At 49.6% G+C, this 22,730-nt stretch carries 21 protein-coding genes; all 21 read left to right on the top strand.

The genetic code is table 11. The annotated features are described in order from the left end of the window. Position 1: 1 nt before the first annotated feature. Positions 2-1,456, top strand: a complete 1,455-nt coding sequence (locus QMA09_RS06135; RefSeq protein WP_290212442.1) for a cobyric acid synthase — start codon at positions 2-4, stop codon at positions 1,454-1,456. Next, positions 1,453-2,223 (top strand): adenosylcobinamide-GDP ribazoletransferase, encoded by a 771-nt coding sequence (gene cobS, locus QMA09_RS06140; RefSeq protein WP_290212443.1) that lies wholly within the window; start codon positions 1,453-1,455, stop codon positions 2,221-2,223. Before QMA09_RS06135 ends, cobS begins: the two co-directional genes overlap by 4 nt. Further along, on the top strand, positions 2,196-2,780 hold the full coding sequence (locus tag QMA09_RS06145) for a histidine phosphatase family protein (protein WP_290212444.1): 585 nt from the start codon (positions 2,196-2,198) through the stop codon (positions 2,778-2,780). Before cobS ends, QMA09_RS06145 begins: the two co-directional genes overlap by 28 nt. Further along, the gene (locus QMA09_RS06150; protein ID WP_290212445.1) at positions 2,732-3,157 is read left to right on the top strand and encodes a bifunctional adenosylcobinamide kinase/adenosylcobinamide-phosphate guanylyltransferase; all 426 of its coding nucleotides are present in this window, start codon (positions 2,732-2,734) and stop codon (positions 3,155-3,157) included. Before QMA09_RS06145 ends, QMA09_RS06150 begins: the two co-directional genes overlap by 49 nt. Next, on the top strand, positions 3,129-3,716 hold the full coding sequence (locus QMA09_RS06155) for a cob(I)yrinic acid a,c-diamide adenosyltransferase (RefSeq protein WP_290212446.1): 588 nt from the start codon (positions 3,129-3,131) through the stop codon (positions 3,714-3,716). The genes QMA09_RS06150 and QMA09_RS06155 overlap by 29 nt, the downstream gene beginning before the upstream one ends. A 1-nt stretch (position 3,717) precedes the next feature. Beyond that, complete coding sequence (locus QMA09_RS06160) at positions 3,718-4,194, top strand: ECF transporter S component (RefSeq protein WP_290212447.1); 477 nt, start codon at positions 3,718-3,720, stop codon at positions 4,192-4,194. Continuing rightward, positions 4,191-4,871, top strand: a complete 681-nt coding sequence (locus QMA09_RS06165) for an alpha-ribazole-5-phosphate synthase (protein ID WP_290212448.1) — start codon at positions 4,191-4,193, stop codon at positions 4,869-4,871. The genes QMA09_RS06160 and QMA09_RS06165 overlap by 4 nt, the downstream gene beginning before the upstream one ends. Positions 4,872-5,105: 234 nt before the next feature. Further along, entirely contained in the window at positions 5,106-7,244 is a 2,139-nt protein-coding gene (locus QMA09_RS06170) for a (Fe-S)-binding protein (RefSeq protein WP_290212449.1), read from the top strand. A gap of 400 nt (positions 7,245-7,644) precedes the next feature. Further along, positions 7,645-8,841 carry an acetyl-CoA C-acetyltransferase gene (locus QMA09_RS06175; protein ID WP_290212450.1) on the top strand — a complete coding sequence of 399 codons (1,197 nt, stop codon included), beginning with the start codon at positions 7,645-7,647 and terminating at the stop codon, positions 8,839-8,841. 2 nt (positions 8,842-8,843) lie between these two features. Then, positions 8,844-9,695 (top strand): 3-hydroxybutyryl-CoA dehydrogenase, encoded by an 852-nt coding sequence (locus QMA09_RS06180; RefSeq protein ID WP_135500808.1) that lies wholly within the window; start codon positions 8,844-8,846, stop codon positions 9,693-9,695. A gap of 17 nt (positions 9,696-9,712) precedes the next feature. Continuing rightward, positions 9,713-10,849, top strand: a complete 1,137-nt coding sequence (locus tag QMA09_RS06185) for an acyl-CoA dehydrogenase (protein ID WP_290212451.1) — start codon at positions 9,713-9,715, stop codon at positions 10,847-10,849. Positions 10,850-10,885: 36 nt separating this feature from the next. Then, on the top strand, positions 10,886-12,025 hold the full coding sequence (locus QMA09_RS06190) for an acyl-CoA dehydrogenase (RefSeq protein ID WP_290212452.1): 1,140 nt from the start codon (positions 10,886-10,888) through the stop codon (positions 12,023-12,025). Positions 12,026-12,040: 15 nt separating this feature from the next. Next, positions 12,041-12,685, top strand: coding sequence for a TetR/AcrR family transcriptional regulator (locus tag QMA09_RS06195; protein WP_135500805.1), 645 nt, complete (start codon positions 12,041-12,043; stop codon positions 12,683-12,685). A gap of 3 nt (positions 12,686-12,688) precedes the next feature. After that, a complete protein-coding gene (gene icmF, locus QMA09_RS06200; protein ID WP_290212453.1) occupies positions 12,689-15,940 on the top strand; it encodes a fused isobutyryl-CoA mutase/GTPase IcmF in 3,252 nt (1,083 codons plus the stop codon). 590 nt (positions 15,941-16,530) lie between these two features. Continuing rightward, positions 16,531-16,692, top strand: a complete 162-nt coding sequence (locus tag QMA09_RS06205) for a hypothetical protein (protein ID WP_290212454.1) — start codon at positions 16,531-16,533, stop codon at positions 16,690-16,692. A gap of 62 nt (positions 16,693-16,754) precedes the next feature. Continuing rightward, positions 16,755-17,336, top strand: a complete 582-nt coding sequence (rpoE, locus tag QMA09_RS06210) for a DNA-directed RNA polymerase subunit delta (protein ID WP_290212455.1) — start codon at positions 16,755-16,757, stop codon at positions 17,334-17,336. 157 nt (positions 17,337-17,493) lie between these two features. Continuing rightward, positions 17,494-19,089, top strand: coding sequence for a CTP synthase (locus QMA09_RS06215; protein WP_290212456.1), 1,596 nt, complete (start codon positions 17,494-17,496; stop codon positions 19,087-19,089). A gap of 165 nt (positions 19,090-19,254) precedes the next feature. Beyond that, on the top strand, positions 19,255-19,614 hold the full coding sequence (locus QMA09_RS06220; RefSeq protein ID WP_290212457.1) for a response regulator: 360 nt from the start codon (positions 19,255-19,257) through the stop codon (positions 19,612-19,614). Between the two features lie 86 nt (positions 19,615-19,700). Beyond that, a complete protein-coding gene (locus tag QMA09_RS06225; RefSeq protein WP_135500173.1) occupies positions 19,701-20,558 on the top strand; it encodes a class II fructose-bisphosphate aldolase in 858 nt (285 codons plus the stop codon). 77 nt (positions 20,559-20,635) lie between these two features. Beyond that, a complete protein-coding gene (gene fsa, locus QMA09_RS06230) occupies positions 20,636-21,286 on the top strand; it encodes a fructose-6-phosphate aldolase (RefSeq protein WP_135500174.1) in 651 nt (216 codons plus the stop codon). A 132-nt stretch (positions 21,287-21,418) separates the two neighbouring features. Further along, positions 21,419-22,717, top strand: coding sequence for a UDP-N-acetylglucosamine 1-carboxyvinyltransferase (locus tag QMA09_RS06235; RefSeq protein ID WP_290212458.1), 1,299 nt, complete (start codon positions 21,419-21,421; stop codon positions 22,715-22,717). Positions 22,718-22,730 lie beyond the last annotated feature (13 nt).

Here is a 22,730-nt window from a genome sequence, read left to right on the forward strand (position 1 = left end):
CATGAAGGGCATAATGATCCAAGGAACTTCATCAGATGTCGGGAAAAGCATGATTTGCACCGCCTTGTGCCGTATTCTTGCCGATGAAGGCAGGAAAGCGGCACCTTTCAAGTCGCAGAACATGTCCAATAACTCTTACGTTACTGTGTTAGGCGAAGAAATCGGGCGCGCTCAAGGCGTTCAAGCGGAAGCTGCAGGGATAATTGCGACGGTGGACATGAATCCGATTTTGCTGAAGCCGGAGAGCAGCATGAAGTCGCAAGTGGTCTTGTTCGGCAAAAAAACGCTGGTTCTGGATGGGATGGATTACCGGCAGCGTTTTTACGAACAAGGACAAGCGGCGATTGCCCAGGCACTTGCCAATTTGGAAAAAACGTTCACCCATGTGGTCATTGAAGGCGCAGGCAGCCCGGCGGAAGTCAATCTGAATGACCGCGACCTGGTGAATATGGCTGTGGCTGAATATGCCGATGTGCCGGTGATCCTTGTTGCCGACATCGAACGGGGCGGCGTCTTTGCGTCCATCATCGGCACGCTGGCACTTGTCCCGAATCCAGAGCGGGTGAAAGGTTTGCTCATCAATAAATTCCGGGGCGATATCCGGTTATTTGAAGATGGAATCCGATTTTTGGAAGAATATACTGGTTTGCCGGTGCTCGGTGTCATCCCGTATTTGCCGGATCACCGGATCGAACAGGAAGATTCGCTTGGCGTGCGTGAGCTAGTGAGGCAAACCCGTGAAAATGCAGTGGATGTCGCGGTATTGAAACATCCATATTTATCGAATTTCACTGACCTCGAGCCGTTGTTCATGGAACTGGATGTTGCCTTGCGGTGGATTGAAAAGGTGGAGGACATCGGGCAACCCGATATTTTGGTCATTCCAGGCACGAAAAGCACAATTGCCGATTTGCGCCATTGGAAGCAGCAGGGGCTTGCAGAAAAGTTGCAATCTCTTCAGCATGAATGCTGGATTGTCGGCTTATGCGGAGGTTATCAAATGATGGGGGAATTCTTGTGCGATCCGAGCGGCATTGATGGCACGGCTGTCGAACTTGAGGTTGGATTGGGTTTGATAGCTGGCATGGAGACCGTCTTCATGGAAGAGAAGCTCGTCGAAAGGCGCAGCGGAAAAGTGCGGTTTTCCGGTCAAGAAGCAGCCGTGGAGGGCTATGAAATCCATGCCGGCAGAACGGCAGAATCGTCATCGCCGCTGATCTATTTCGAAAACGGGACAGAAGGTTATCTTTCAGGCAAGATTCTCGGCACGCATCTCCACGGATTTTTTGCACATGCGGAATGCCGGAATGCGTTTTTGGCGCAGATCCGGAAGAGCAGAAATTTACCGGAACCGGAAGCTGCAGTGGAAGTCGACCGTTATGGTCGGTGGGCTGAGCATGTAAAGGCCCATATTGATTGGCCAGCGGTAAGGCAATTGATTGAGGTGTTCAAATGAGGGGGCATATCGGTTCAGGAATTGCGCTCGCCTTTCAATTTTTTTCGGTGGTTCCGGTGAAAAAAGCGTTGCTCATGGAAAAGCGGGACATTACAGTCATGTACATGGCGTTGCCGCTTTTAGGGGCGGTGATGGGGGCAGCTGCACTGGCACTGGCATTTTTGTTTCAGGAATACACCGATGCCAGCCCATTGCTGGGTGCATTTTTGCTCGTATTCTTTTTCTTTGCGGCAACCGGCGGCCTCCATTTGGATGGGCTGGCCGATACGGCCGATGCCTACTTTTCGTATCAGAAACGGGAAAAACGGCTGGAAATTATGGGAGATCCGAGAATCGGGGCGTTTGGAACGATGGTCCTTATCTTTGCAGTCACAGCAAAGATTATCGTGCTTGCAGAAGTTTTTTCAGATCTGCCGCTGATATGGCTGGTGATTGTTCCGCTGCTTTCCCGAACCGGCTTGCTGATTTTATTCAATTGGACGAAAAGTGCTAAAAAAGATGGATTGGCTGCTTTCTTCCAACAACGAGCAGAAAAACGATGGCTTTCAGTGGCTTCCGCCAGTTATCTGCTCCTTGTAGCCGCATTGCTTTTGTATGCGGGCGGCTGGTCCGTGGCATTTGCCGTTTTGGCGGTTTTTCTTCTTTTCCTATTATTATACAGGCGCTGGTGCTTGCGGAACTTTGGCGGCATGACGGGAGATCTGTTCGGAGCTTACGTGGAAGGAGCCGAAATCTTGTTATGGACAATGTGTTTATTCTTCATCTGATTCGCCATGCACCAACAGCCGGCAACAAAGAAAAGCGTTACATCGGCTGGACGGATGAACCGGTGCTGCCATTTGAAGGCGAAAACAATCCTTTTGTCCGGAACGTGTGGGGCAGCGATTTGATGCGCTGCCGGCAGACCGCCAAAGTACTCTTTCCAAATGCGGTTTACCATGCCGATCCGGACTGGCGGGAATGCCATTTCGGCAAATGGGAGCGGAAAACCTATAAGCAATTGCAATACTGCCAAACCTACCGGGATTGGATTGATGATCCGCAAGAAACCGCGCCGCCGGAAGGCGAGAGCCTGAAGCAGCTCGCCATCCGCATTGACAGAGCGGTCCGTTCGCTTCCGGAAGGAAATGAATTCACGATCGTGACGCACGGTGGGCCGCTTCGCTATCTGGCAGCAAAAGCGACCGGCCATGCTTTTAATCAGCAGACTGCGCTTCATGGCCATCGCTATAGCATCACTTGGCAAAGCAGGAAAGCTTATGAGGAGGGGCAACAATGCATATCGTATTCGGCGGCGCCTTTAACGGCAAACGCCAATTTGTAAGAGGGCTTCCGGGATGCAATGAGGCAGCTTGGTTCGAAGGAGAATTGCCTCGCGATGCTGTTCCAGGAACCGTCGTAGCCGGATTGGAACTTTGGGTGAAAAGGCAATTGGAAAATGGTACGGATGAAAGGGAGCTCAATCGATTGGTACAAGATGCCATAGCGCATCAGAGACCCCGCCAAATCTGGATTTTAACGGACATCAACCGGGGCATCGTGCCGGCAGACCCGCTCGAACGGGAATTGCGTGATGTGCTTGGCCGTTTGTACCAGCAATTATTTTTGCAGGCAGCATCGGTTACGCGGATTTGGTACGGCATACCAGAAACTTTAAAAGGAGCGGATTTGCATGAGAATTTACACAAGAACGGGCGATAAAGGACAGACAGGTTTGATTGGTGCGCGTGCGGATAAAGACGATGCGCGCGTCGAAGCATACGGCACGATCGATGAAGCGAATTCGTTCATCGGCAAAGCGATGACGGAATTGGATCCGGAAATCTATGCAGATCTGCTTGCAGACCTCGAAGCGATTCAAAATGAATTATTCGATTGCGGCGGCGATTTAGCGGATGTGCGAAAAGAACCGCAATTTAAAATGACCGAACAGCCAGTCGCTATTCTTGAATCGCGCATCGATGATTTGATGGATGAGCCCCCGTTGCTGGAACGTTTTATCTTACCGGGTGGTTCGCCAGCAGCGGCGACTTTGCATATTGCACGGACCATCACGCGCCGGGCGGAACGCCAAACTGTAACGCTGATGAAAAAAGGTGAGGATTTTCCGCCGGTCGTCCAGCGTTATTTAAACCGCTTGTCGGATTATTTATTTGCCGCTGCACGTGTGGCCAATTGCCGCGCCGGTGTTCCTGACAATGAATACGTCCGCAGTGCAAAAGTGTTTAAGAACGGCGGACGCGGAAAAAAGAGTGAATAACATGCCGGCGAAAAAAATTGCGCTGTTTGCGTTGTTTATCAGTTTATCGGCAGTCGGCGGCATGATTAAAATTCCGCTGGGCATTGCGTCCATTGCGATGGATTCGATGCCGGCGCTTGCAGCGGTGCTGTTTTTCTCTGCACGGGGCGCGGGGCTCATCGCGGCGATTGGCCATTTGCTGTCAGCGATGCTGGGCGGCTTTCCTCTGGGGCCATTCCACAGCCTGATTGCCCTTGAAATGTTTGCGGCTGTTTGGCTGTTTGCCACGCTGCATAACGCAGGCTGGCGGAAAAGTAAATGGCTTGCGTTTATTGCGGTTAACGGTCTAGTGGCAGCCGTTCCATTCTATTTTTTGCTGTCGCCGGCATTTTTCTATGCAACTGTTCCAGGCCTGTTAATCGCGTCTTCGCTGAATGCCGCTGCAGCGAGCGTAGTCATGCCAGTCCTGGCAGCCATTAAAGAAAAGGTGCTCTTATGAGACACGAATTGGAGCTGGGCGACTGGATTGTGACTTCGGACAATAGTGCAGCCATCGGCGAAAAGCCTGCGGACAATGTCTTTGCCCCTGATGCAATCACGGCGAAATTCGCGGCACGCGTCGCCTTGCTCGAACAATGGGCAGCCGGCAGTGAGCCGGAAGCACTTCTCCTTCACAATTTCAGCGGGGAAGATCAGTGGGAACGTTATGTGCAAGGGATTGAGGAATTATTTGCAGAAATCAGCCGGGCGATGCCGCAATGTGCGGGAAGTTCTGAAAGCAATATGGCAACGCTGCAATCCGGTATTGCCGTGACAATGTTTGGAAAGCGGAAGGCAGCACTCGATCAGCCAAGCAGGCTTTCCTGGTATATTTATGGCCAGCCGCTCGTCGGCAAGGATGTTCTTGAGCAAAGTGAACAGGTGGCAGAATTGAAAAAGATTGCTGATGCTTTATCGAATGGGCTGATCCAGCGTGTTTGGCCCGTCGGCTCTAAAGGAATCGCACGGGAAGCAGAATTGCTTTTCGGACAGAAAGTGAACGTTTCGGAAATCGTGGACACCGCAGCTTCTGCGGGACCGGCCAGCTGCGTGCTGATCGGCGTTTCTTCTAAAGAAAGAAAGCCATTGGAAATACATTTCGGCCCCTGTCTGTATCCATTAATACGGAAAGACTGAACGCATCGCCTTGCCGCGATGCTTTTTTTACATCCACAATTTCTTCGTCAATATAGGGGCTATATTAATTAAAGGCGATGTGTATAATAATAAATGAAAACCCTTTCAAGTTTTGGGTTGACTGAATGCTCATTCATATTCTAATATAGAAATAACAATCGACATTATAACAGCTGTCACGTAGTATTTATTTAAGGAATTTTTGGAATATATATATAAAAGGGGGATTTCGCAATGGAACCATTGCTTATTGCTAACTGGATTCTGTTTTTGGCAATCACGGGCTACGCAGTTTACTTATTCATCTATTTGCTGAAAACGCGCTATGACTTCATCAAGCTCGGCAAAAAAGTGGAGTTCGAAGACAATTTCAACGAACGCCTGCGCAAAGTCATGGTCAATGTCTTTGGCCAGAAGAAGTTGATGAAAGACAAGAAGAGCGGAACAATCCACGTCATGTTCTTTTATGGTTTCCTGCTCGTGCAGGCAAGCGCCATTGATTTCATCATCAAAGGGCTAGTGCCTGGAGCACATTTGCCGCTTGGTCCGCTTTACCCGGCATTCACGTTTTTCCAGGAAATCGTTACGCTGACGATTCTTGTCGCAGTTGTCTGGGCATTCTATAGAAGATACATCGAAAAATTGGTCCGCTTGAAACGCGGCTGGAAATCCGGATTGGTGCTGATTTTTATCGGCGGCTTGATGGTGTCAGTGCTAGTCGGAAACGGCGCGTCCATGGTTTGGTTGGATCACGACAGAGCCTGGACAGAGCCAGTCGCTTCGTTATTTGCAACCCTATTTTCAGGCCTTCCTGAAACAGCAGCCGCTGCCATTTTCTATGTTATGTGGTGGGCGCATCTCTTGTTCCTATTAACATTCCTGGTTTACGTACCGCAATCAAAACACGCCCACTTGATTTTCGGGCCGGTCAATACATGGTTCCACCGCGTCGATCATGTCGGGCGTTTGAAGCCGATTAATTTTGAAGAAATGGAAGACGAAGAAGACGAGGACGCCATGCCGTCATTCGGCGTCGGCAAAATCACCGACTTTACACAATCCCAAATGATCGACTTCTACGCTTGCGTGGAATGCGGACGCTGCACGAATATGTGTCCGGCAACCGGCACAGGGAAAATGCTGTCGCCGATGGACTTGATCACGAAACTGCGCGATAACTTGACGAATACGGGAGCAGTTGTCACGCGCCAGAAACCTTGGGTGCCGGCAATGGCATTCAATAATTCGCAAGGCAACCAGCTCGCTATGGCTGCAGGAGCAGAAGGCATTTCAATCGATGAACTTTACAGCCCAAGCCTGATTGGCGATGTCATCACAGAAGAAGAAATCTGGGCGTGCACAACTTGCCGGAACTGTGAAGACCAATGTCCGGTCATGAACGAACACGTTGATAAAATCATCGACCTTCGCCGTTACCTGGTTATGACGGAAGGGAAAATGGATAAAGATGCACAGCGCGCGATGACAAACATCGAAAAGCAGGGCAATCCATGGGGCCTTAACCGCAAAGAAAAAGAAAACTGGAGAGACGCACGTGAAGACGTACACATCCCAACAGTAAAAGAAATGGACAAAGCCGGCGAAGAATTCGAGTTCCTTTTCTGGGTAGGTTCAATGGGTTCATTCGACAGCCGTTCGCAGAAAATCGCGTTGTCGTTTGCCCGCCTGATGAACGAAGCAGGAGTGAAATTCGCGATTCTCGGCAATAAAGAAAAGAACTCCGGTGATACACCGCGCCGCCTAGGGAACGAATTCCTGTTCCAGGAACTGGCGACAGCAAACATCAAAGAATTCGAAAAAGCGGAAATCAAGAAAATCGTTACGATTGATCCGCATGCTTATAACATCTTTAAAAACGAATACCCGGATTTCGGCTTTAAAGCGGAAGTCTACCACCATACCGAAATGCTGTTCGAACTGGTGCAGGATGGCCGTTTGAAACCGCAATTCCCGGTCAATGAAAAAATCACTTTCCATGATTCATGCTACCTCGGCCGCTATAACGACGTTTATGACGCGCCGCGTGAAATCCTGAAAGCGATCGAAGGCGTCGAGCTTGTCGAAATGGTCCGCAACCGCCAAGACGGCATGTGCTGTGGAGCAGGCGGCGGCTTGATGTGGATGGAAGAAGATGCAGGCCACCGTGTCAACGTGGCCCGTACCGAACAAGCACTTGAAGTCAGCCCGACAATCATCTCTTCCGGCTGCCCGTACTGCCTGACAATGCTGTCCGACGGCACGAAAGCGAAAGAAGTCGAAGACGAAGTCGGCACATACGACGTCGCAGAACTGCTCGAAATGGCAGTCATCGGCAAACAGGCACCAGTAGTGGAAGAAACAATCGTTCAATAAGAATTGCCAAAAGCGCGAAAATTGTATAAGATAATAGCATAAAGCAAGAAAAATGAAAGGGAGTCTAAAAACTCCCTTTTTGTTCGGAATCAAACCGAGCGAGCGTTCAGTCAACCATAATGCGCCACATCATGGCGCATTATGGTTTGCCTCGAAGCTAGCGAAGCGATGCAGAGGCAAACGTATTATGTGACACAATGGATTTTGGCACTGAAGCTAGCGCAGCGATGCAACGCCCTTTAATGCTTCGAAGCTAGCGAAGCGATGCAGAAGCAGAGGCAATGTTTTGCGACGAAGCAGATTTAAATCTTCTTAAAGATATAACGATTTATTTAAAGCAAAACCCATATCTTTTTTCGTTTTTTGTAAACGTTTACAACTCAAAAGGAGGAAAACACAAATGGCAAAAACAGTGATTATTGATGGAGCACGTACAGCATTCGGGAAATTCGGAGGCAGCTTGAGTTCGATGAGCGCCAGTGATTTAGGGGCAGCGGCGATCAAAGAAGCGATGAACCGTGCCGGCGTCAATCCGGAAGATATCCAGGAAGTCATTATGGGCAACGTTTTGCAGGCTGGGCAGGGACAAATCCCTTCACGCCAAGCAGCGAAAAAAGCAGGCATCCCGTATCACGTAAAAACGGAAACAATCAATAAAGTCTGTGCGTCAGGCATGCGTTCAGTAACCTTGGCGGATCAGCTCATCCGCTTGGGCGATGAGGAATTGATCGTCGCTGGCGGCATGGAATCGATGTCGAATGCGCCTTATTATCTGCCGAAAGCTCGTTGGGGCCTTCGCATGGGCGACGCACAAGTCGTCGACGGCATGGTGCATGACGGACTTTCTTGCTCGTTCCATCCCGACAAAGTCCATATGGGAACATACGGCAACTCGACAGCAACCGACTTTGACTTGTCGCGCGAGCAGCAGGACGCTTGGTCAGCCCGTTCACACGAACGCGCAATCATCGCCCGTGCCCATTTTGCAGAAGAAATTGCTGTTCTTGAAATTCCACAGCGCAAAGGCGACGCAATCAAAGTCGATCAAGACGAAGCGCCGCGCGAAGACACGACAACGGATACCTTGGCGAAATTGCGCCCGGCATTCGGTAAAGACGGCACCATCACAGCCGGCAACGCACCTGGCATCAATGACGGTGCAGCTGCGCTTGTGCTGATGAGCGAAGAGCGTGCGGAAAAAGAAGGCAAAAAAGCATTGGCTTACGTGCTTTCCCACGCGGAAGTGGCGATTGAGCCGCACCGTTTCCCGGAAACACCAGGCATTGTCATCAATGAAATCCTGAAGAAAACTGGTAAAAAGCTGGAAGAAATCGATTTATTCGAAATTAATGAAGCGTTTGCGGCAGTGGCATTGGCAAGTTCGAAAATTGCCGGATTGGATGCAGAAAAAGTCAACGTCAATGGCGGTTCAGTTGCACTCGGCCACCCAATCGGCGCGAGCGGCGCACGCATCATTTTGACGCTTGCCTATGAATTGAGACGCCGCGGAGGCGGCATCGGCATCGCAGCCATCTGTTCAGGCGGCGGACAAGGCGATGCAATCATGATCGAAGTTCCAAAACAGGAGGCAAACTGATAATGGCGATTCAAAACGTAATGGTAATCGGAGCCGGGCAAATGGGTTCCGGCATCGCACAAGTATGTGCACAAGCAGGATTCAACGTGAAATTGAATGATATGAAGCAAGAAGCATTTGACCGCGGCATCGCGGCCATCACAAAAAACTTGGCGCGCAACGTCGAAAAAGGCCGTTTGTCTGAAGAAGAAAAAACGGCAATTCTCGGGCGCATCACGCCATCCTTAGATTTGAACGACGCACACGATGCGGACATCGTTATCGAAGCAGCAGTCGAAAACATGGAAATCAAGCACACCATCTTCAAAACGCTTGATGAAGTGGCTCCGAAACATGCGATTTTGGCATCGAACACATCATCATTGCCAATCACTGAAATCGCGGCAGCGACAAACCGCCCGGAACAAGTAATCGGCATGCATTTCATGAACCCGGTACCGGTGATGAAGTTGGTGGAAATCATCCGCGGCCTTGCGACAACGGATGAAGTTTATAAAACGGTCGAAGAAATGACTGTCAAATTGTCAAAAACGCCAGTGGAATGCAATGACTTTCCTGGTTTCGTCTCCAACCGCATCTTGATGCCAATGATCAACGAAGCGATTTTCACTCTGCAAGATGGTGTCGCGTCAAAAGAAGCAATCGACGACATTATGCGCCTTGGAATGAACCATCCGATGGGCCCGCTGCAACTAGCTGATTTTATCGGCCTTGATACATGCCTTTACATCATGGAAGTGCTGCACGAAGGTTTCGGCGATAGCAAATACCGCCCAAGCCCGTTGCTGCGCCAATACGTTAAAGCGGGATGGCTCGGCAAGAAAACTGGCCGCGGATTCTACGAATACAGCTAACTTTAGGGGGAACCGCAATGGATTTGCGATTTACAGAAGAACAATTGATGATGAGAAACATGGTGCGCGATTTCGCGAAAGAAGAAATCACACCGTATATCGAAAAAATGGAAGAAGGACATTTCCCGAGGGAAGTCCTGAAAAAAATGGCGGAACTCGGCTTGATGGGCATCACGGCTCCTGAAAAATTAGGCGGCTCTGAAATGGACTTTACGTCATACATCATCGCCATCCACGAATTATCGAAAGTCAGCGGCGTCATAGGCGTTATTCTTTCTGTCCATACTTCAGTCGGCACAAACCCGATCCTGAACTTCGGCACAGAAGAACAAATCCAGAAATACGTGCCGAAGCTTGCTTCTGGCGAATACCTGGGTGCGTTCGCTTTGACTGAACCATCAGCCGGTTCGGATGCGGCAAGCTTGAAAACGAAAGCCGTGCTCCAGGGCGACCATTACGTGTTGAATGGCTCAAAAGTGTTCATCACCAACGGAGGCGAAGCCGATACATACATCGTTTTCGCATCGACTAAACCGGAAGCCGGTTCACGCGGCATTTCTGCTTTTATTGTTGAAAAGGATTACCCGGGCTTGATCATCGGCAAAGACGAAAAGAAAATGGGCATGCATGGCTCACGCACGGTCCAGCTGACTTTCGAAAATATGAAAGTGCCGGTTGAAAATCTATTAGGACAAGAAAACAAAGGATTCAGCATCGCTATGGCAAACTTGAACGTCGGACGCATCGGCATCGCTGCACAAGCGCTTGGTATTGCAGAAGCGGCTTATGAGCATTCCGTCGCTTACGCCAAAGAACGCGTCCAATTCGGCAAACCGATTGCGCAGCAGCAAGGCATCGGCTTTAAATTAGCGGATATGGCGACGCAAGTCGAAGCAGCGAAATTGCTGGTCTACAACGCAGCAGACCTTTACGCCCGCGGCAAAGATTGCAATAAAGAAGCGTCAATTGCGAAGCTATTCGCTTCAAAAGCGGCGATGGACGTGGCAATCGAAGCGGTCCAAGTATTCGGCGGCTACGGCTACACGGAAGATTATCCGGTGGAAAGATTATTCCGCGACGCGAAAATCACGGAAATCTACGAAGGCACAAGCGAAATCCAACGCATGGTCATCAGCAAGCAATTGATAAAATAAATAGCTTATAAAACAATTAATTGGAGGAATTTGACAATGAATTTTCAATTGAGTGAAGATCATGAAATGATCCGCAAAATGGTGCGCGACTTCGCGAACAAAGAAGTGGCGCCGACGGCTGAAGAACGCGACGAAGAAGAGCGTTTTGACCGCGAAATTTTCGACAAGATGGCGGAACTTGGCCTGACAGGCATTCCGTGGCCGGAAGAATACGGCGGCATCGGTTCGGATTACTTGGCTTATTGCATCGCTGTTGAAGAATTGTCCCGCGTCTGCGCATCTACAGGCGTAACACTTTCCGCACATACGTCACTTGCTGGCTGGCCGGTATACACATTCGGTACAGAAGAGCAGAAACAGAAATACTTGCGCCCGATGGCTGAAGGAACGAAAATCGGCGCTTACGGCCTGACAGAACCTGCTTCAGGGTCGGATGCTGGCGGCATGAAAACGAACGCCAAAGAAGACGGCGACCATTACATTTTGAACGGTTCAAAGATCTTCATCACAAATGGCGGCATTGCGGACATCTACATCGTCTTCGCAGTAACGGATCCGGAATCGAAGCATAAAGGCACGACTGCGTTCATCGTCGAAAAAGACTTTGAAGGCTTCTCAGTCGGCAAAAAAGAAAAGAAACTCGGGATCCGTTCAAGCCCGACAACAGAAATCATTTTCGACAATTGCCGCGTACCGAAAGAGAATATGCTTGGCGAACTTGGCCAAGGCTTCAAAATCGCTATGCAAACGCTTGACGGCGGACGCAACGGCATCGCAGCGCAAGCAGTCGGCATCGCACAAGGCGCAATGGACGCGTCAATCACTTACGCAAAAGAGCGTGAGCAATTCGGCAAGCCGATTGCAGCCAACCAAGGGATTTCATTCAAATTGGCAGACATGGCGACTTCGATCGAAGCTTCACGTTTGTTGACGTATCAAGCGGCTTGGCTGGAGTCGAACAAAATGTCCTACAGCAAAGAATCGGCAATGGCGAAATTGATGGCGGGCGATACAGCGATGAAAGTCACAGTTGAAGCGGTTCAAGTATTCGGCGGTTACGGCTACACGAAAGATTATCCGGTTGAGCGTTTCATGCGTGACGCAAAAATCACACAAATCTACGAAGGCACACAGGAAATCCAGCGTTTGGTCATTTCCCGTATGGTCACGAAGTAAGCGGAGGGATCGCTCATGAACAGAAAGCGTGAAGTCCAGTCCTCCGTGAAAGACGAAAGCCTGATTGCGAAGCGCCGGGCACAGATGATCCGGGGTGCTGTCACGCTTTTTAAAGAAAAGGGCTTTCACCGGACGACGACAAGAGAAATCGCAAAAGCTTCAGGTTTCAGCATTGGGACATTATACGAATACATCCGCACCAAAGAAGACGTTCTGTATCTCGTCTGTGACTCGATTTACGACGAAGTGCATGCGCGCTTCGACGCACTCGATATCGAAAAAGGATCACTCGAAGTGCTGGTCACAGCCATCGGCCATTATTACGGGCTGATCGACGACATGCAGGATGAATTCGTGGTCATGTACCAGGAATCGAAATCGCTGCCGAAAGACGCATTGCAATATGTGCTCAATAAAGAAATGGAAATGGTTTCTTTATTCGAAGGCTTGCTCGCGGATTGTGCAGAAAGCGGCGAAGTGAAATTGTCGCCTAAAGAAATCACGCTGGCTGCCCATCATTTATTCGTCCAAGGACAGATGTGGGCGTTCAGGCGCTGGGCGCTGCGTGATTTCACCATTGAAGAATTCATCGAATTACAGACTCAATTTCTGCTGCAGGGGATGGCAGGGGAAAAAATCACCATACAGGGGGTTAAATAGATCATGGCAACTATACAAGAACAATCGACTTATAAGCCGAAGAATCATGTGCGTTTCGTCACGGCTTCAAGCCTATTTGATGGCCACGATGCGTCAATCAACATCATGCGCCGTATTTTGCAGTCAAACGGAGCGGAAGTCATCCATTTGGGGCATAACCGTTCTGTAGAAGAAGTCGTCAACGCAGCAATCCAGGAAGACGTGCAGGGCATCTGCATTTCTTCATACCAGGGCGGCCACATGGAATACTTCAAATACATGCACGATTTGCTGGTTGAAAAAGGCGCCGGCAACATCCGCATCTATGGAGGCGGGGGCGGCGTCATCTTGCCGCGCGAAATCAAGGAACTTGAAGAATACGGCATCGCCGGCATTTTCTCTCCGGAAGACGGCCGGAAAAAAGGCCTTCAAGGCATGATCCAGGAAATCGTCGAAGAATGCGATTTCTCCACAGTGAAAGAAGATCTACCAGCGGACGCTGTCTCTGCAGAAGATCCAGTCGGTTTGGCGCACATCATCACGGCGGCTGAAGAAGCGCATACACGTGAAACCGATACGGATGCATTGCTAGCAGCAGTCCGCGCGAAATCGAAAAATACACCGGTACTCGGGATTACAGGTACGGGCGGAGCGGGCAAAAGCTCGCTGACGGATGAATTGATCCGCCGCTTCCTGTCCGAACTGCCGGATAAAAAGATCGCCATTTTGTCGATTGACCCGACCAAACAGAAAACGGGCGGCGCGCTTCTTGGCGACCGCATCCGCATGAACGCCATCTTCAACAACCGCGTGTTCATGAGAAGCTTGGCGACGCGCGGTTCACGCACGGAAATTTCGCGTGCGCTTGGCGACGTGCTTGACGTCGTGAAAGCGGCTGGCTTCGACTTGATTGTCGTTGAAACGAGCGGCATCGGCCAAGGGGACGCGGAAATCGCGAACTTCTCGGACGTGTCGATGTACGTCATGACAAGCGAATTCGGTGCACCGACTCAGCTTGAAAAAATCGATATGATCGATTATGCGGATTTGATTGTTATCAATAAATTCGAACGCAAAGGTTCGGAAGATGCTTTGCGCCAAGTGCAGAAGCAATTCCAACGCAGCCACCTGCGCTGGGATGATGAGCTGGAAAAAATGCCGGTATTCGGTACAATTGCCAGCCAGTTCAACGACAAAGGCACAAACTCCTTGTTTGCGGCTTTGGTCGGGATCGTCAATGAAAAATGCGGCACGGACTGGACAACCGATTACGAGCAGTTCGCGAAAACGCAAAAAGAGAACTTGATCATTCCAAACGACCGCCGTTATTATTTGCGCGAGATTACGGACACGGTCCGCGGCTACCATGCGAAAACGATTGAACAGGCTGCATTTGCGCGCCGGATCTTCCAGCTTGAAGGCGCCATGGAAACTGTGAAGGAAAAAGCGCCGGACGATGCGCTTTTGGCATCGCTCAAATCGCTTGCTGACGGCATGCGCGATGAGCTGACAGCGGAATCGAAACGCATTCTTGAAAATTGGAAATCCATTAAAGACGCTTACGCCGGCGACGAGTTCGTGACGACGGTCCGCGACCGGGAAATCCGCACGATTCTTCGGACAGAGAGCCTTTCAGGCTTGAAGATTCCACGCGTGGTGCTGCCGAAATTCGAAGATTACGGTGAAATTTTGAAATGGGTTTATTTGGAAAACGTACCGGGTTCATTCCCTTACACAGCGGGCGTATTCCCGTTCAAACGTGAAGGCGAAGATCCAAAGCGCCAGTTTGCGGGTGAAGGGACGCCGGAACGCACGAACCGCCGCTTCCATTACTTGTCGAAAGACGACGACGCGAAACGCTTGTCGACGGCATTCGATTCAGTGACGCTATACGGCGAAGACCCGGACCATCGTCCCGACATCTACGGAAAAGTCGGCGAATCAGGCGTGTCGATCTGTACGCTGGAAGACATGAAAAAATTATACGAAGGCTTTGATTTATGCGCTCCTTCGACATCAGTCTCGATGACGATCAACGGACCAGCGCCGATCATTCTGGCCATGTTCATGAACACGGCAATCGACCAGCAAGTGAAGCTGAACGAAGAAAAATTCGGCCGCGCATTGACGCTGGAAGAATTTACGGAAGTCCGCGAAAGCACGCTGCAAGTCGTCCGAGGCACAGTGCAAGCCGATATCCTGAAAGAAGACCAAGGGCAGAACACGTGCATCTTCTCGACTGAATTCGCGCTGCGCATGATGGGCGACATCCAGCAATACTTTATCGACCATAAAGTGCGCAATTATTATTCGGTGTCGATTTCCGGCTACCACATCGCGGAAGCGGGAGCGAACCCGATTTCACAATTGGCGTTCACCTTGTCGAATGGCTTCACGTACGTTGAGTATTACTTGAGCCGCGGCATGAACATCGATGATTTCGCGCCGAACTTGTCGTTCTTCTTCTCGAACGGCTTGGATCCGGAATATACGGTCATCGGCCGCGTGGCACGCCGCATCTGGGCAGTCGTTATGCGCGATAAGTACGGCGCGAACGAACGCAGCCAGAAGCTGAAATACCACGTGCAGACTTCCGGGCGCAGCTTGCACGCACAGGAAATCGATTTCAACGATATCCGCACGACATTGCAGGCATTGATGGCGCTGCAGGATAACTGCAACTCGCTGCACACGAACGCTTACGATGAAGCCATTACGACGCCGACAGAAGAATCCGTGCGCCGCGCGATGGCCATCCAAATGATCATCACGAAAGAGCACGGCTTGTCGAAAAATGAAAACCCGCTGCAAGGCGCGTTCATCATTGAAGAAATGACGCAGCTCGTCGAAGAAGCGGTGCTTGCAGAATTTGACCGCATCAACGACCGCGGCGGCGTCCTCGGCGCGATGGAAACGCAATACCAGCGCGGAAAAATCCAGGAAGAGTCGATGCATTACGAAATGAAGAAACACACGGGCGAATTGCCAATTATCGGCGTCAATACGTATTTGAACCCGAATCCGCAAACGGACGATGACATCAACGCGATGGAAATCGCCCGCGCCACAACAGAAGAAAAAGAAACACAAATCGCCAACCTGCGCGCTTTCCAGGAACGCAACGCTTCAGATGAAGCATTGGCGCGCTTGAAGCAAGTCGCGAAATCAGGCGGCAACATCTTTGAAGAATTGATGGAAACCGTCAAAGTAGCGAGCCTCGGCCAAATCACAACGGCATTATATGAAGTAGGCGGACAATACCGCCGCAACATGTAAGCGAATCAAGCAAACCGCTTGCGGATCATCTCCGCAGGCGGTTTTTTGTGCGTTTCTAATGGAGTGAAGGCCCTTATCTTTTATAAAAAGCTTTTCGCTGGCGAAAAGCTTCCTTTTCCGCTCTTGCACTGAGTGTTTTGGATTGAGAACAGGAGATGTTGGCGAAAAGGCAGCGTGAAAAGAGCAGAATGGATGCATTTCGCAGGCGAAATGCGAAAAACCATGCTAGGGGCGGGTTGTGGAGCGGGAGAATTCAGAGTTTGAGGGTGCGGCGCGGATTTATGCGCGTTCGTAGAGATTTATGCGCGGTCGTGGAGATTTACGAGCGTTCGTGGAGATTTATGCGCGTTCAGGAGAATTTACGAGCGTTCGCAGAGTTTATGCGCGTTCAGAAGAATTTACGAGCGTTCGCAGAGTTTATGCGCGTTCAAGAGAATTTACGAGCGTTCGCAGAGATTTACGCGCGCTCAGAAGAATTTACGAGCGTTCAACCAGAATTCTGCTCTCCGCCGAGATGCGTGTCGCATTGCTCAGCGAACTTCGGTATAATGAAAGAAAATTCAATGTTGGCCACAGAAGGATGGAAGCCCATGCCGAAATACGTACATTACAGCATAATGGTCCTTTGCATCGTGCTCATATTCTTCCTTTACAATAAAGCGCTTGGATCGATTCCGTTTCTGATCTTGTCGTTTTACTTGTTTTTTTTCGGCTGGATGCAGCTAAAGGGCAGAAAAAAGAAAACACGGTAGCGGAGCGCACCGACTTTGTATATAATGAATTAAGTTAAGATAGTAGAAGGGACGTGCACAGATTGAAATTACGCGAATTATCCAGAGACGAACTAATCGAAGAGTCATTTGTTGACTTAACATATGCAATGCTCGAAGAAACGCACGAAACAAAAACATACGCTGAGCTTGTCACAGAAATCGAGAACTTGCTTGGTTTGTCTAAAGAGGACATGAAGGCCCGCCTTGTGCAGTTCTATACCGATATGAACATTGACGGCCGCTTCCTGATCCTTGGCGAAAACCGTTGGGGCTTGCGTGAGTGGTACCCGGTTGAACAAATCGAAGAAGAATCTGCGCCGACTGTAAAAGCCCGCAAGAAAAAGGCGAAAGTTGCAGGCGACGAAGACTTCGATGACATGGACCTTGAGCTTGAAGACGAATTGGAATTCGATGACTTCGATGAAGAGGACGACGATGACGACGACGATATCGATACGGTACCGGAAGATGATTTATTGAAATCACCTGAAGTGGAAGTTATTGATTTTGATGTCGACGACGATGATGAAGAAGATGTGGACGTTCTTGTCGAAGACTTGGATGGCAATATCATCGACGAAGAAGAAGACGAAGATGATGAAGACGACGAGGATTTGAAGTAGTCTGAACATTTTTTTACCTTGACTTATGAGGCTGGACTGGATAAGATTTTATTGGGCTCCTTAAAAGAGGAGAAATGATTCGTACAGTCTACGCGCTCCCCCTGCACCTTGCAGGCGGAGCGCTTTTTATTTTTTTATCATCAGAGGAGGAAACAGAATGACAAAGTATATTTTTGTAACAGGCGGGGTTGTATCGTCGCTTGGTAAAGGGATTACCGCTGCTTCACTTGGCCGCTTGCTGAAAAACAGAGGCTTGAAAGTGACGATCCAGAAATTCGATCCGTACATCAACATTGACCCGGGTACAATGAGCCCTTATCAGCACGGAGAAGTTTATGTAACAGACGACGGCGCGGAAACGGACTTGGATTTGGGGCATTACGAGCGTTTCATCGACATCAACCTTAACAAATATTCGAATGTGACGACGGGGAAAGTCTATTCGACAGTAATCCAGAAAGAACGCCGCGGCGATTACCTGGGCGGTACCGTCCAAGTCATTCCGCACATTACGAACGAAATCAAAGACCGCTTGGTGCGCGCTGCTAAAACGGCTCAAGCGGATGTCGTCATCACTGAAATCGGCGGAACGGTAGGCGACATCGAATCGCTGCCATTCCTGGAAGCGATTCGCCAAATGAAATCGGATCTAGGCCGCGATGAAGTCATGTACATCCACTGTACATTGATTCCATACCTTGGTGCTGCCAAAGAAATGAAAACAAAACCAACTCAGCATAGCGTTAAAGAGCTGCGCAGCCTGGGCATCCAGCCGAACTTGATTGTTGTGCGCACGGAACATCCAGTGCCGCAGGACATGAAAGACAAAATCGCGTTATTCTGCGATATTAAAGCGGAAGAAGTCATTGAATCCCGTGACGTCGATGTGATCTACGAAATGCCGCTTCGTTTGCAGGAGCAGAACATGGACCAGATCGTCCTTGACCATTTCGGCATCGAAGCCCCTGTAGCGGACATGACGGAGTGGAACCAATTGGTCGATAAAGTGAAATCATTGTCTAAAACGGTCCGCATCGCTTTGGTCGGGAAATATGTAGAGCTTCAAGACGCGTACATTTCTGTAGTGGAAGCGATGAAGCATGCCGGTTTCGCATTCGATTCTGAAATTGAAGTCGAATGGATCAATGCAGAACACATTAACGCAGAAAATGCTGCTGAGAAATTGCAGCACGTCGACGGCATCTTAATCCCTGGCGGATTCGGCGACCGCGGCGTCGAAGGCAAAATTGCAGCAACGCAATACGCACGTGAAAACAAAGTGCCATTCTTCGGAATTTGCCTGGGCATGCAGCTGGCTTCTGTTGAATTCGCACGCAGCATCATGGGCATGGACGGCGCTCATTCTTCGGAGCTTGACCCGAAGACGCCTTATCCGGTCATCGACTTATTGCCAGAACAAAAAGACATCGAAGACTTGGGCGGCACATTGCGCCTCGGCTTGTACCCAGCTAAATTACAGCCGGGCTCGAAAGCGCACGAAGCGTACGGCGAAGAATTGGTATATGAACGCCACCGCCACCGCTACGAGTTCAACAACGAGTACCGCGAGCAATTCGAAGCAGCCGGCTTTAAGTTCTCGGGCACTAGCCCGGATGGCCGCCTTGTGGAAATCATTGAGCTTGAAGATCACCCGTGGTTCCTGGCTTGCCAATTCCACCCGGAATTCATCTCACGCCCGACACGCCCGCAGCCTCTATTCAGAGAGTTCATCCGCGCGTCACTCGGCGAATAAAAGACAGCATAGCAAAAGCCTTCCTATTTTCGGGAAGGCTTTTGCTTTAGGCAGAACGCTTCAGATGGGTTCATTGTTTATTTACAGTGGGAAAGAGAAGGGAGGTAGAAATAATTCCCTGAATTTAGTAAAATGGAAAGTAAGTACAGAAGGGAATGAGGCCTCTTGAAAACGATACTGATTGTTGATGACCAGACGGGTATCCGGCTTTTATTGAACGAAGTATTCAAAAAAGAAGGGTTTCAGACCTTGATGGCTGCTAATGGACCGCAGGCTTTGAAGCAGGCGGAGGAAAACTCCCCGGATATTGTGCTGCTGGATATGAAAATTCCCGGTATGGACGGCATAGAAATCTTGAAGAACTTGAAAAGAATGCGGCAGGACATCAAAGTGATCATGATGACGGCCTATGGCGAGCTCGATGTCATCAAGGAATCGATGGTCAGCGGGGCGTGCTGTTATTACACGAAACCGTTCGATGTCTTCGAAATCCGCGACGCTGTAAAGGAAATGTTAACAGACTGATATATACGAAAGTGGCGAAAGCAAGCGGTTTTTGTTATAGTATAAAGGATATTCGGATAGAGTCACAGCTGAGGAGGAAATTTGCAATGGCATTGGTTTCAATGAAAGACATGATGATTAAAGGGAAAAAAGAAGGCTATGCAATCGGCCAATTTAACTTAAACAACCTTGAGTTCACTCAAGCAATCTTAAAAGCGGCACAAGAAGAGAATTCACCGGTAATCTTAGGTGTCTCTGAAGGCGCAGCTCGCTACATGGGCGGATTCACGACGGTCGTCCATATGGTGAAAGGCTTGATGCACGATTATAAAATCACGGTTCCTGTCGCGATCCATCTTGACCACGGATCAAGCTTCGAAAAATGCAAAGAAGCGATTGACGCTGGCTTCACTTCGGTGATGATCGACGCATCGCATCATTCATTTGACGAGAACATCGAAATCACGAAGCAAGTGGTTGAATACGCGCACAAGAACAATGTTTCGGTTGAAGCTGAACTTGGAATTGTCGGCGGCCAGGAAGACGATGTCATCGCTGACGGCGTCATCTACGCAGATCCGCAGGAATGCAAAACACTTGTTGATGCGACTGGGATTGACTGCTTAGCGCCTGCACTTGGTTCTGTACACGGACCTTATAAAGGCGAACCGAACCTTGGCTTCAAAGAGATGGAAGAAATTTCTCAGCTATGTGACGTTCCATTGGTTCTTCACGGAGGAACTGGAATTCCGACTAAAGATATTCAACGCGCCGTTTCACTAGGCACAGCGAAGATCAACGTCAACACAGAAAGCCAAATCGCTTCTGCTAAAGCTGTGCGCGAAGCATTGGCGAAAGATGCGGAAATGTACGATCCACGCAAATACCTGACACCTGCACGCGACGCAATCCAAGCGACAGTATCAGGCAAAATGCGCGAATTCGGAAGTTCAGGCAAAGCATAAAATCATACATGATGGATGAAAGAGGGAAGCGTCCGATAGGTCTCTTCTCTCTTTTCCATAAACCAGGAGGATAATTCATGAAATTTTTTATTGATACCGCAAACTTTGAAGAAATCAAAGAAGCACACGCATGGGGCATTCTTTCAGGCGTTACAACAAACCCTTCGCTAGTGGCGAAAGAAAAGAACGTCTCTTTCCACGACCGCTTGAAAGAAATCGCGGCATTGGTCGATGGTTCAATCAGCGGCGAAGTAATCGCGCTTGATGCAGAGGGCATGATCGAAGAAGGGCGCGAATTGGCGGCTCTTGCTCCGAACATCACGGTTAAATTGCCGATGACGCCGGACGGCTTGAAAGCTTGTGCAGTTTTGGCAAGCGAAGGCAAGAAGGTTAACGTAACGTTAATCTTCAGTGCGAACCAAGCACTTCTTGCAGCACGTGCAGGAGCGGCTTACGTATCGCCATTCCTTGGGCGCCTTGATGATATCGGCCACAACGGCATGGATTTAATCGCGACAATCTCTGATATTTTTGCAATCCACGACATCAAAACTGAAATCATTGCAGCATCGATCCGCCACCCGCAGCACGTAACGGAAGCAGCATTGAACGGTGCACACATTGGAACTATGCCGATCAATGTCATGAAACAAATGTTCAAGCACCCATTGACGGACAAAGGAATCGAAGCATTCCTTGCAGATTGGGAAAAGCGTACAGCTGAATAACAGCGCATTGCGAATCTGCGTTCAGCGAATATTTCTAAGCCGGTGAATGTTAGAAGAACCAATCGTACTTTTAGGGGCAGGCTGCACTTAGTTGCCTGCCTTCCTGAAGTATGGCAAAGGAGAAATTAATTAATGGATGTTTATAAAATAAAAGGCGGCAAACGCTTAACAGGCACGATCAAAGTGAACGGGGCAAAGAACAGTGCGGTAGCATTGATTCCCGCATCAATTTTAGCGAATTCACCGGTGCAAATTGAAGGCTTGCCGGAGATTTCAGACGTGTGGACATTAAAAAATATTCTTGAAGAAATCGGCGGGGAAGTGTCTTTCGAAGACGGCATCATGAACATCGATCCGACGAATATGATCGATATGCCATTGCCGAACGGCAACGTCAAAAAACTGCGTGCTTCTTATTATATGATGGGCGCAATGCTTGGCCGTTTTAAGCATGCGGCAATCGGGCTTCCCGGCGGATGTTTCTTAGGCCCTCGGCCAATCGACCAGCACATCAAAGGCTTTGAGGCGCTGGGTGCAAAAGTGACGAACGAACATGGCGCCATCTACTTGCGCGCAGACGAACTGAAAGGCGCGAAAATCTATTTGGACGTTGTCAGTGTAGGGGCGACGATCAACATTATGCTTGCGGCCGTTCTGGCAAAAGGGCAGACGGTCATTGAAAATGCGGCAAAAGAGCCGGAAATCATTGATGTGGCTACATTGTTGACGAATATGGGCGCGAAAATCAAAGGTGCAGGAACGAACGTGATCCGCATCGACGGCGTTGAAGAGCTTCACGGCACAAACCATACGATCATTCCTGACCGCATCGAAGCAGGAACATTCATGATCATGGCGGCTGCCATTGGCGACGGCATTACCATCGACAATGTCATTCCTTTCCATATGGAAGCGTTGACTGCGAAACTCCGCGAAATGGGCGTTGATGTCCAGGAAGGCGAAGAATCGATTTATATCCCGAAACCGGAGCAATTAACGGCGATTGATGTTAAGACACTGGTTTATCCAGGTTTCGCAACAGACTTGCAACAGCCATTCTCGGCATTGATGACGCAAGCGACAGGTTCTTCGATGATTACGGATACGATTTACTCGGCCCGTTTTAAACACATTGACGAATTCCGCCGCATGAATGCAAGTGGGCGTGTCGAAGGGCGTGCTGCGATTATCACCGGACCGACGCCATTGACCGCTGCAACTGTTGTAGCATCTGATTTACGTGCAGGCGCTGCACTTGTCATTGCTGGTTTGATGGCAGAAGGCGAAACGGAAATCCGCGAAATCTACCACATTGAACGAGGCTATTCGAAGATCATCGATAAGCTGCAGGGCCTTGGGGCAGACATCCGCAGAGAAACGATTGACCCGGTCGCGAGTGCAAAGTCCGACCTTAGCCAGAACGCCAATTGACTTCTTTTTAGCT

Origin of the sequence: Planococcus sp. APC 3906, assembly GCF_030407685.1 — a bacterium.
In the GTDB taxonomy this organism is placed as follows: domain Bacteria; phylum Bacillota; class Bacilli; order Bacillales_A; family Planococcaceae; genus Planococcus; species Planococcus koreensis.

Coding starts and splice junctions, on each gene's coding strand:
- QMA09_RS06135 (WP_290212442.1), top strand. CDS start 2: ATGAAGGGCATAATGATCCAAGGAACTTCATCAGATGTCGGGAAAAGC.
- cobS (WP_290212443.1), top strand. CDS start 1,453: ATGAGGGGGCATATCGGTTCAGGAATTGCGCTCGCCTTTCAATTTTTT.
- QMA09_RS06145 (WP_290212444.1), top strand. CDS start 2,196: ATGGACAATGTGTTTATTCTTCATCTGATTCGCCATGCACCAACAGCC.
- QMA09_RS06150 (WP_290212445.1), top strand. CDS start 2,732: ATGCATATCGTATTCGGCGGCGCCTTTAACGGCAAACGCCAATTTGTA.
- QMA09_RS06155 (WP_290212446.1), top strand. CDS start 3,129: ATGAGAATTTACACAAGAACGGGCGATAAAGGACAGACAGGTTTGATT.
- QMA09_RS06160 (WP_290212447.1), top strand. CDS start 3,718: ATGCCGGCGAAAAAAATTGCGCTGTTTGCGTTGTTTATCAGTTTATCG.
- QMA09_RS06165 (WP_290212448.1), top strand. CDS start 4,191: ATGAGACACGAATTGGAGCTGGGCGACTGGATTGTGACTTCGGACAAT.
- QMA09_RS06170 (WP_290212449.1), top strand. CDS start 5,106: ATGGAACCATTGCTTATTGCTAACTGGATTCTGTTTTTGGCAATCACG.
- QMA09_RS06175 (WP_290212450.1), top strand. CDS start 7,645: ATGGCAAAAACAGTGATTATTGATGGAGCACGTACAGCATTCGGGAAA.
- QMA09_RS06180 (WP_135500808.1), top strand. CDS start 8,844: ATGGCGATTCAAAACGTAATGGTAATCGGAGCCGGGCAAATGGGTTCC.
- QMA09_RS06185 (WP_290212451.1), top strand. CDS start 9,713: ATGGATTTGCGATTTACAGAAGAACAATTGATGATGAGAAACATGGTG.
- QMA09_RS06190 (WP_290212452.1), top strand. CDS start 10,886: ATGAATTTTCAATTGAGTGAAGATCATGAAATGATCCGCAAAATGGTG.
- QMA09_RS06195 (WP_135500805.1), top strand. CDS start 12,041: ATGAACAGAAAGCGTGAAGTCCAGTCCTCCGTGAAAGACGAAAGCCTG.
- icmF (WP_290212453.1), top strand. CDS start 12,689: ATGGCAACTATACAAGAACAATCGACTTATAAGCCGAAGAATCATGTG.
- QMA09_RS06205 (WP_290212454.1), top strand. CDS start 16,531: ATGCCGAAATACGTACATTACAGCATAATGGTCCTTTGCATCGTGCTC.
- QMA09_RS06215 (WP_290212456.1), top strand. CDS start 17,494: ATGACAAAGTATATTTTTGTAACAGGCGGGGTTGTATCGTCGCTTGGT.
- QMA09_RS06225 (WP_135500173.1), top strand. CDS start 19,701: ATGGCATTGGTTTCAATGAAAGACATGATGATTAAAGGGAAAAAAGAA.
- fsa (WP_135500174.1), top strand. CDS start 20,636: ATGAAATTTTTTATTGATACCGCAAACTTTGAAGAAATCAAAGAAGCA.
- QMA09_RS06235 (WP_290212458.1), top strand. CDS start 21,419: ATGGATGTTTATAAAATAAAAGGCGGCAAACGCTTAACAGGCACGATC.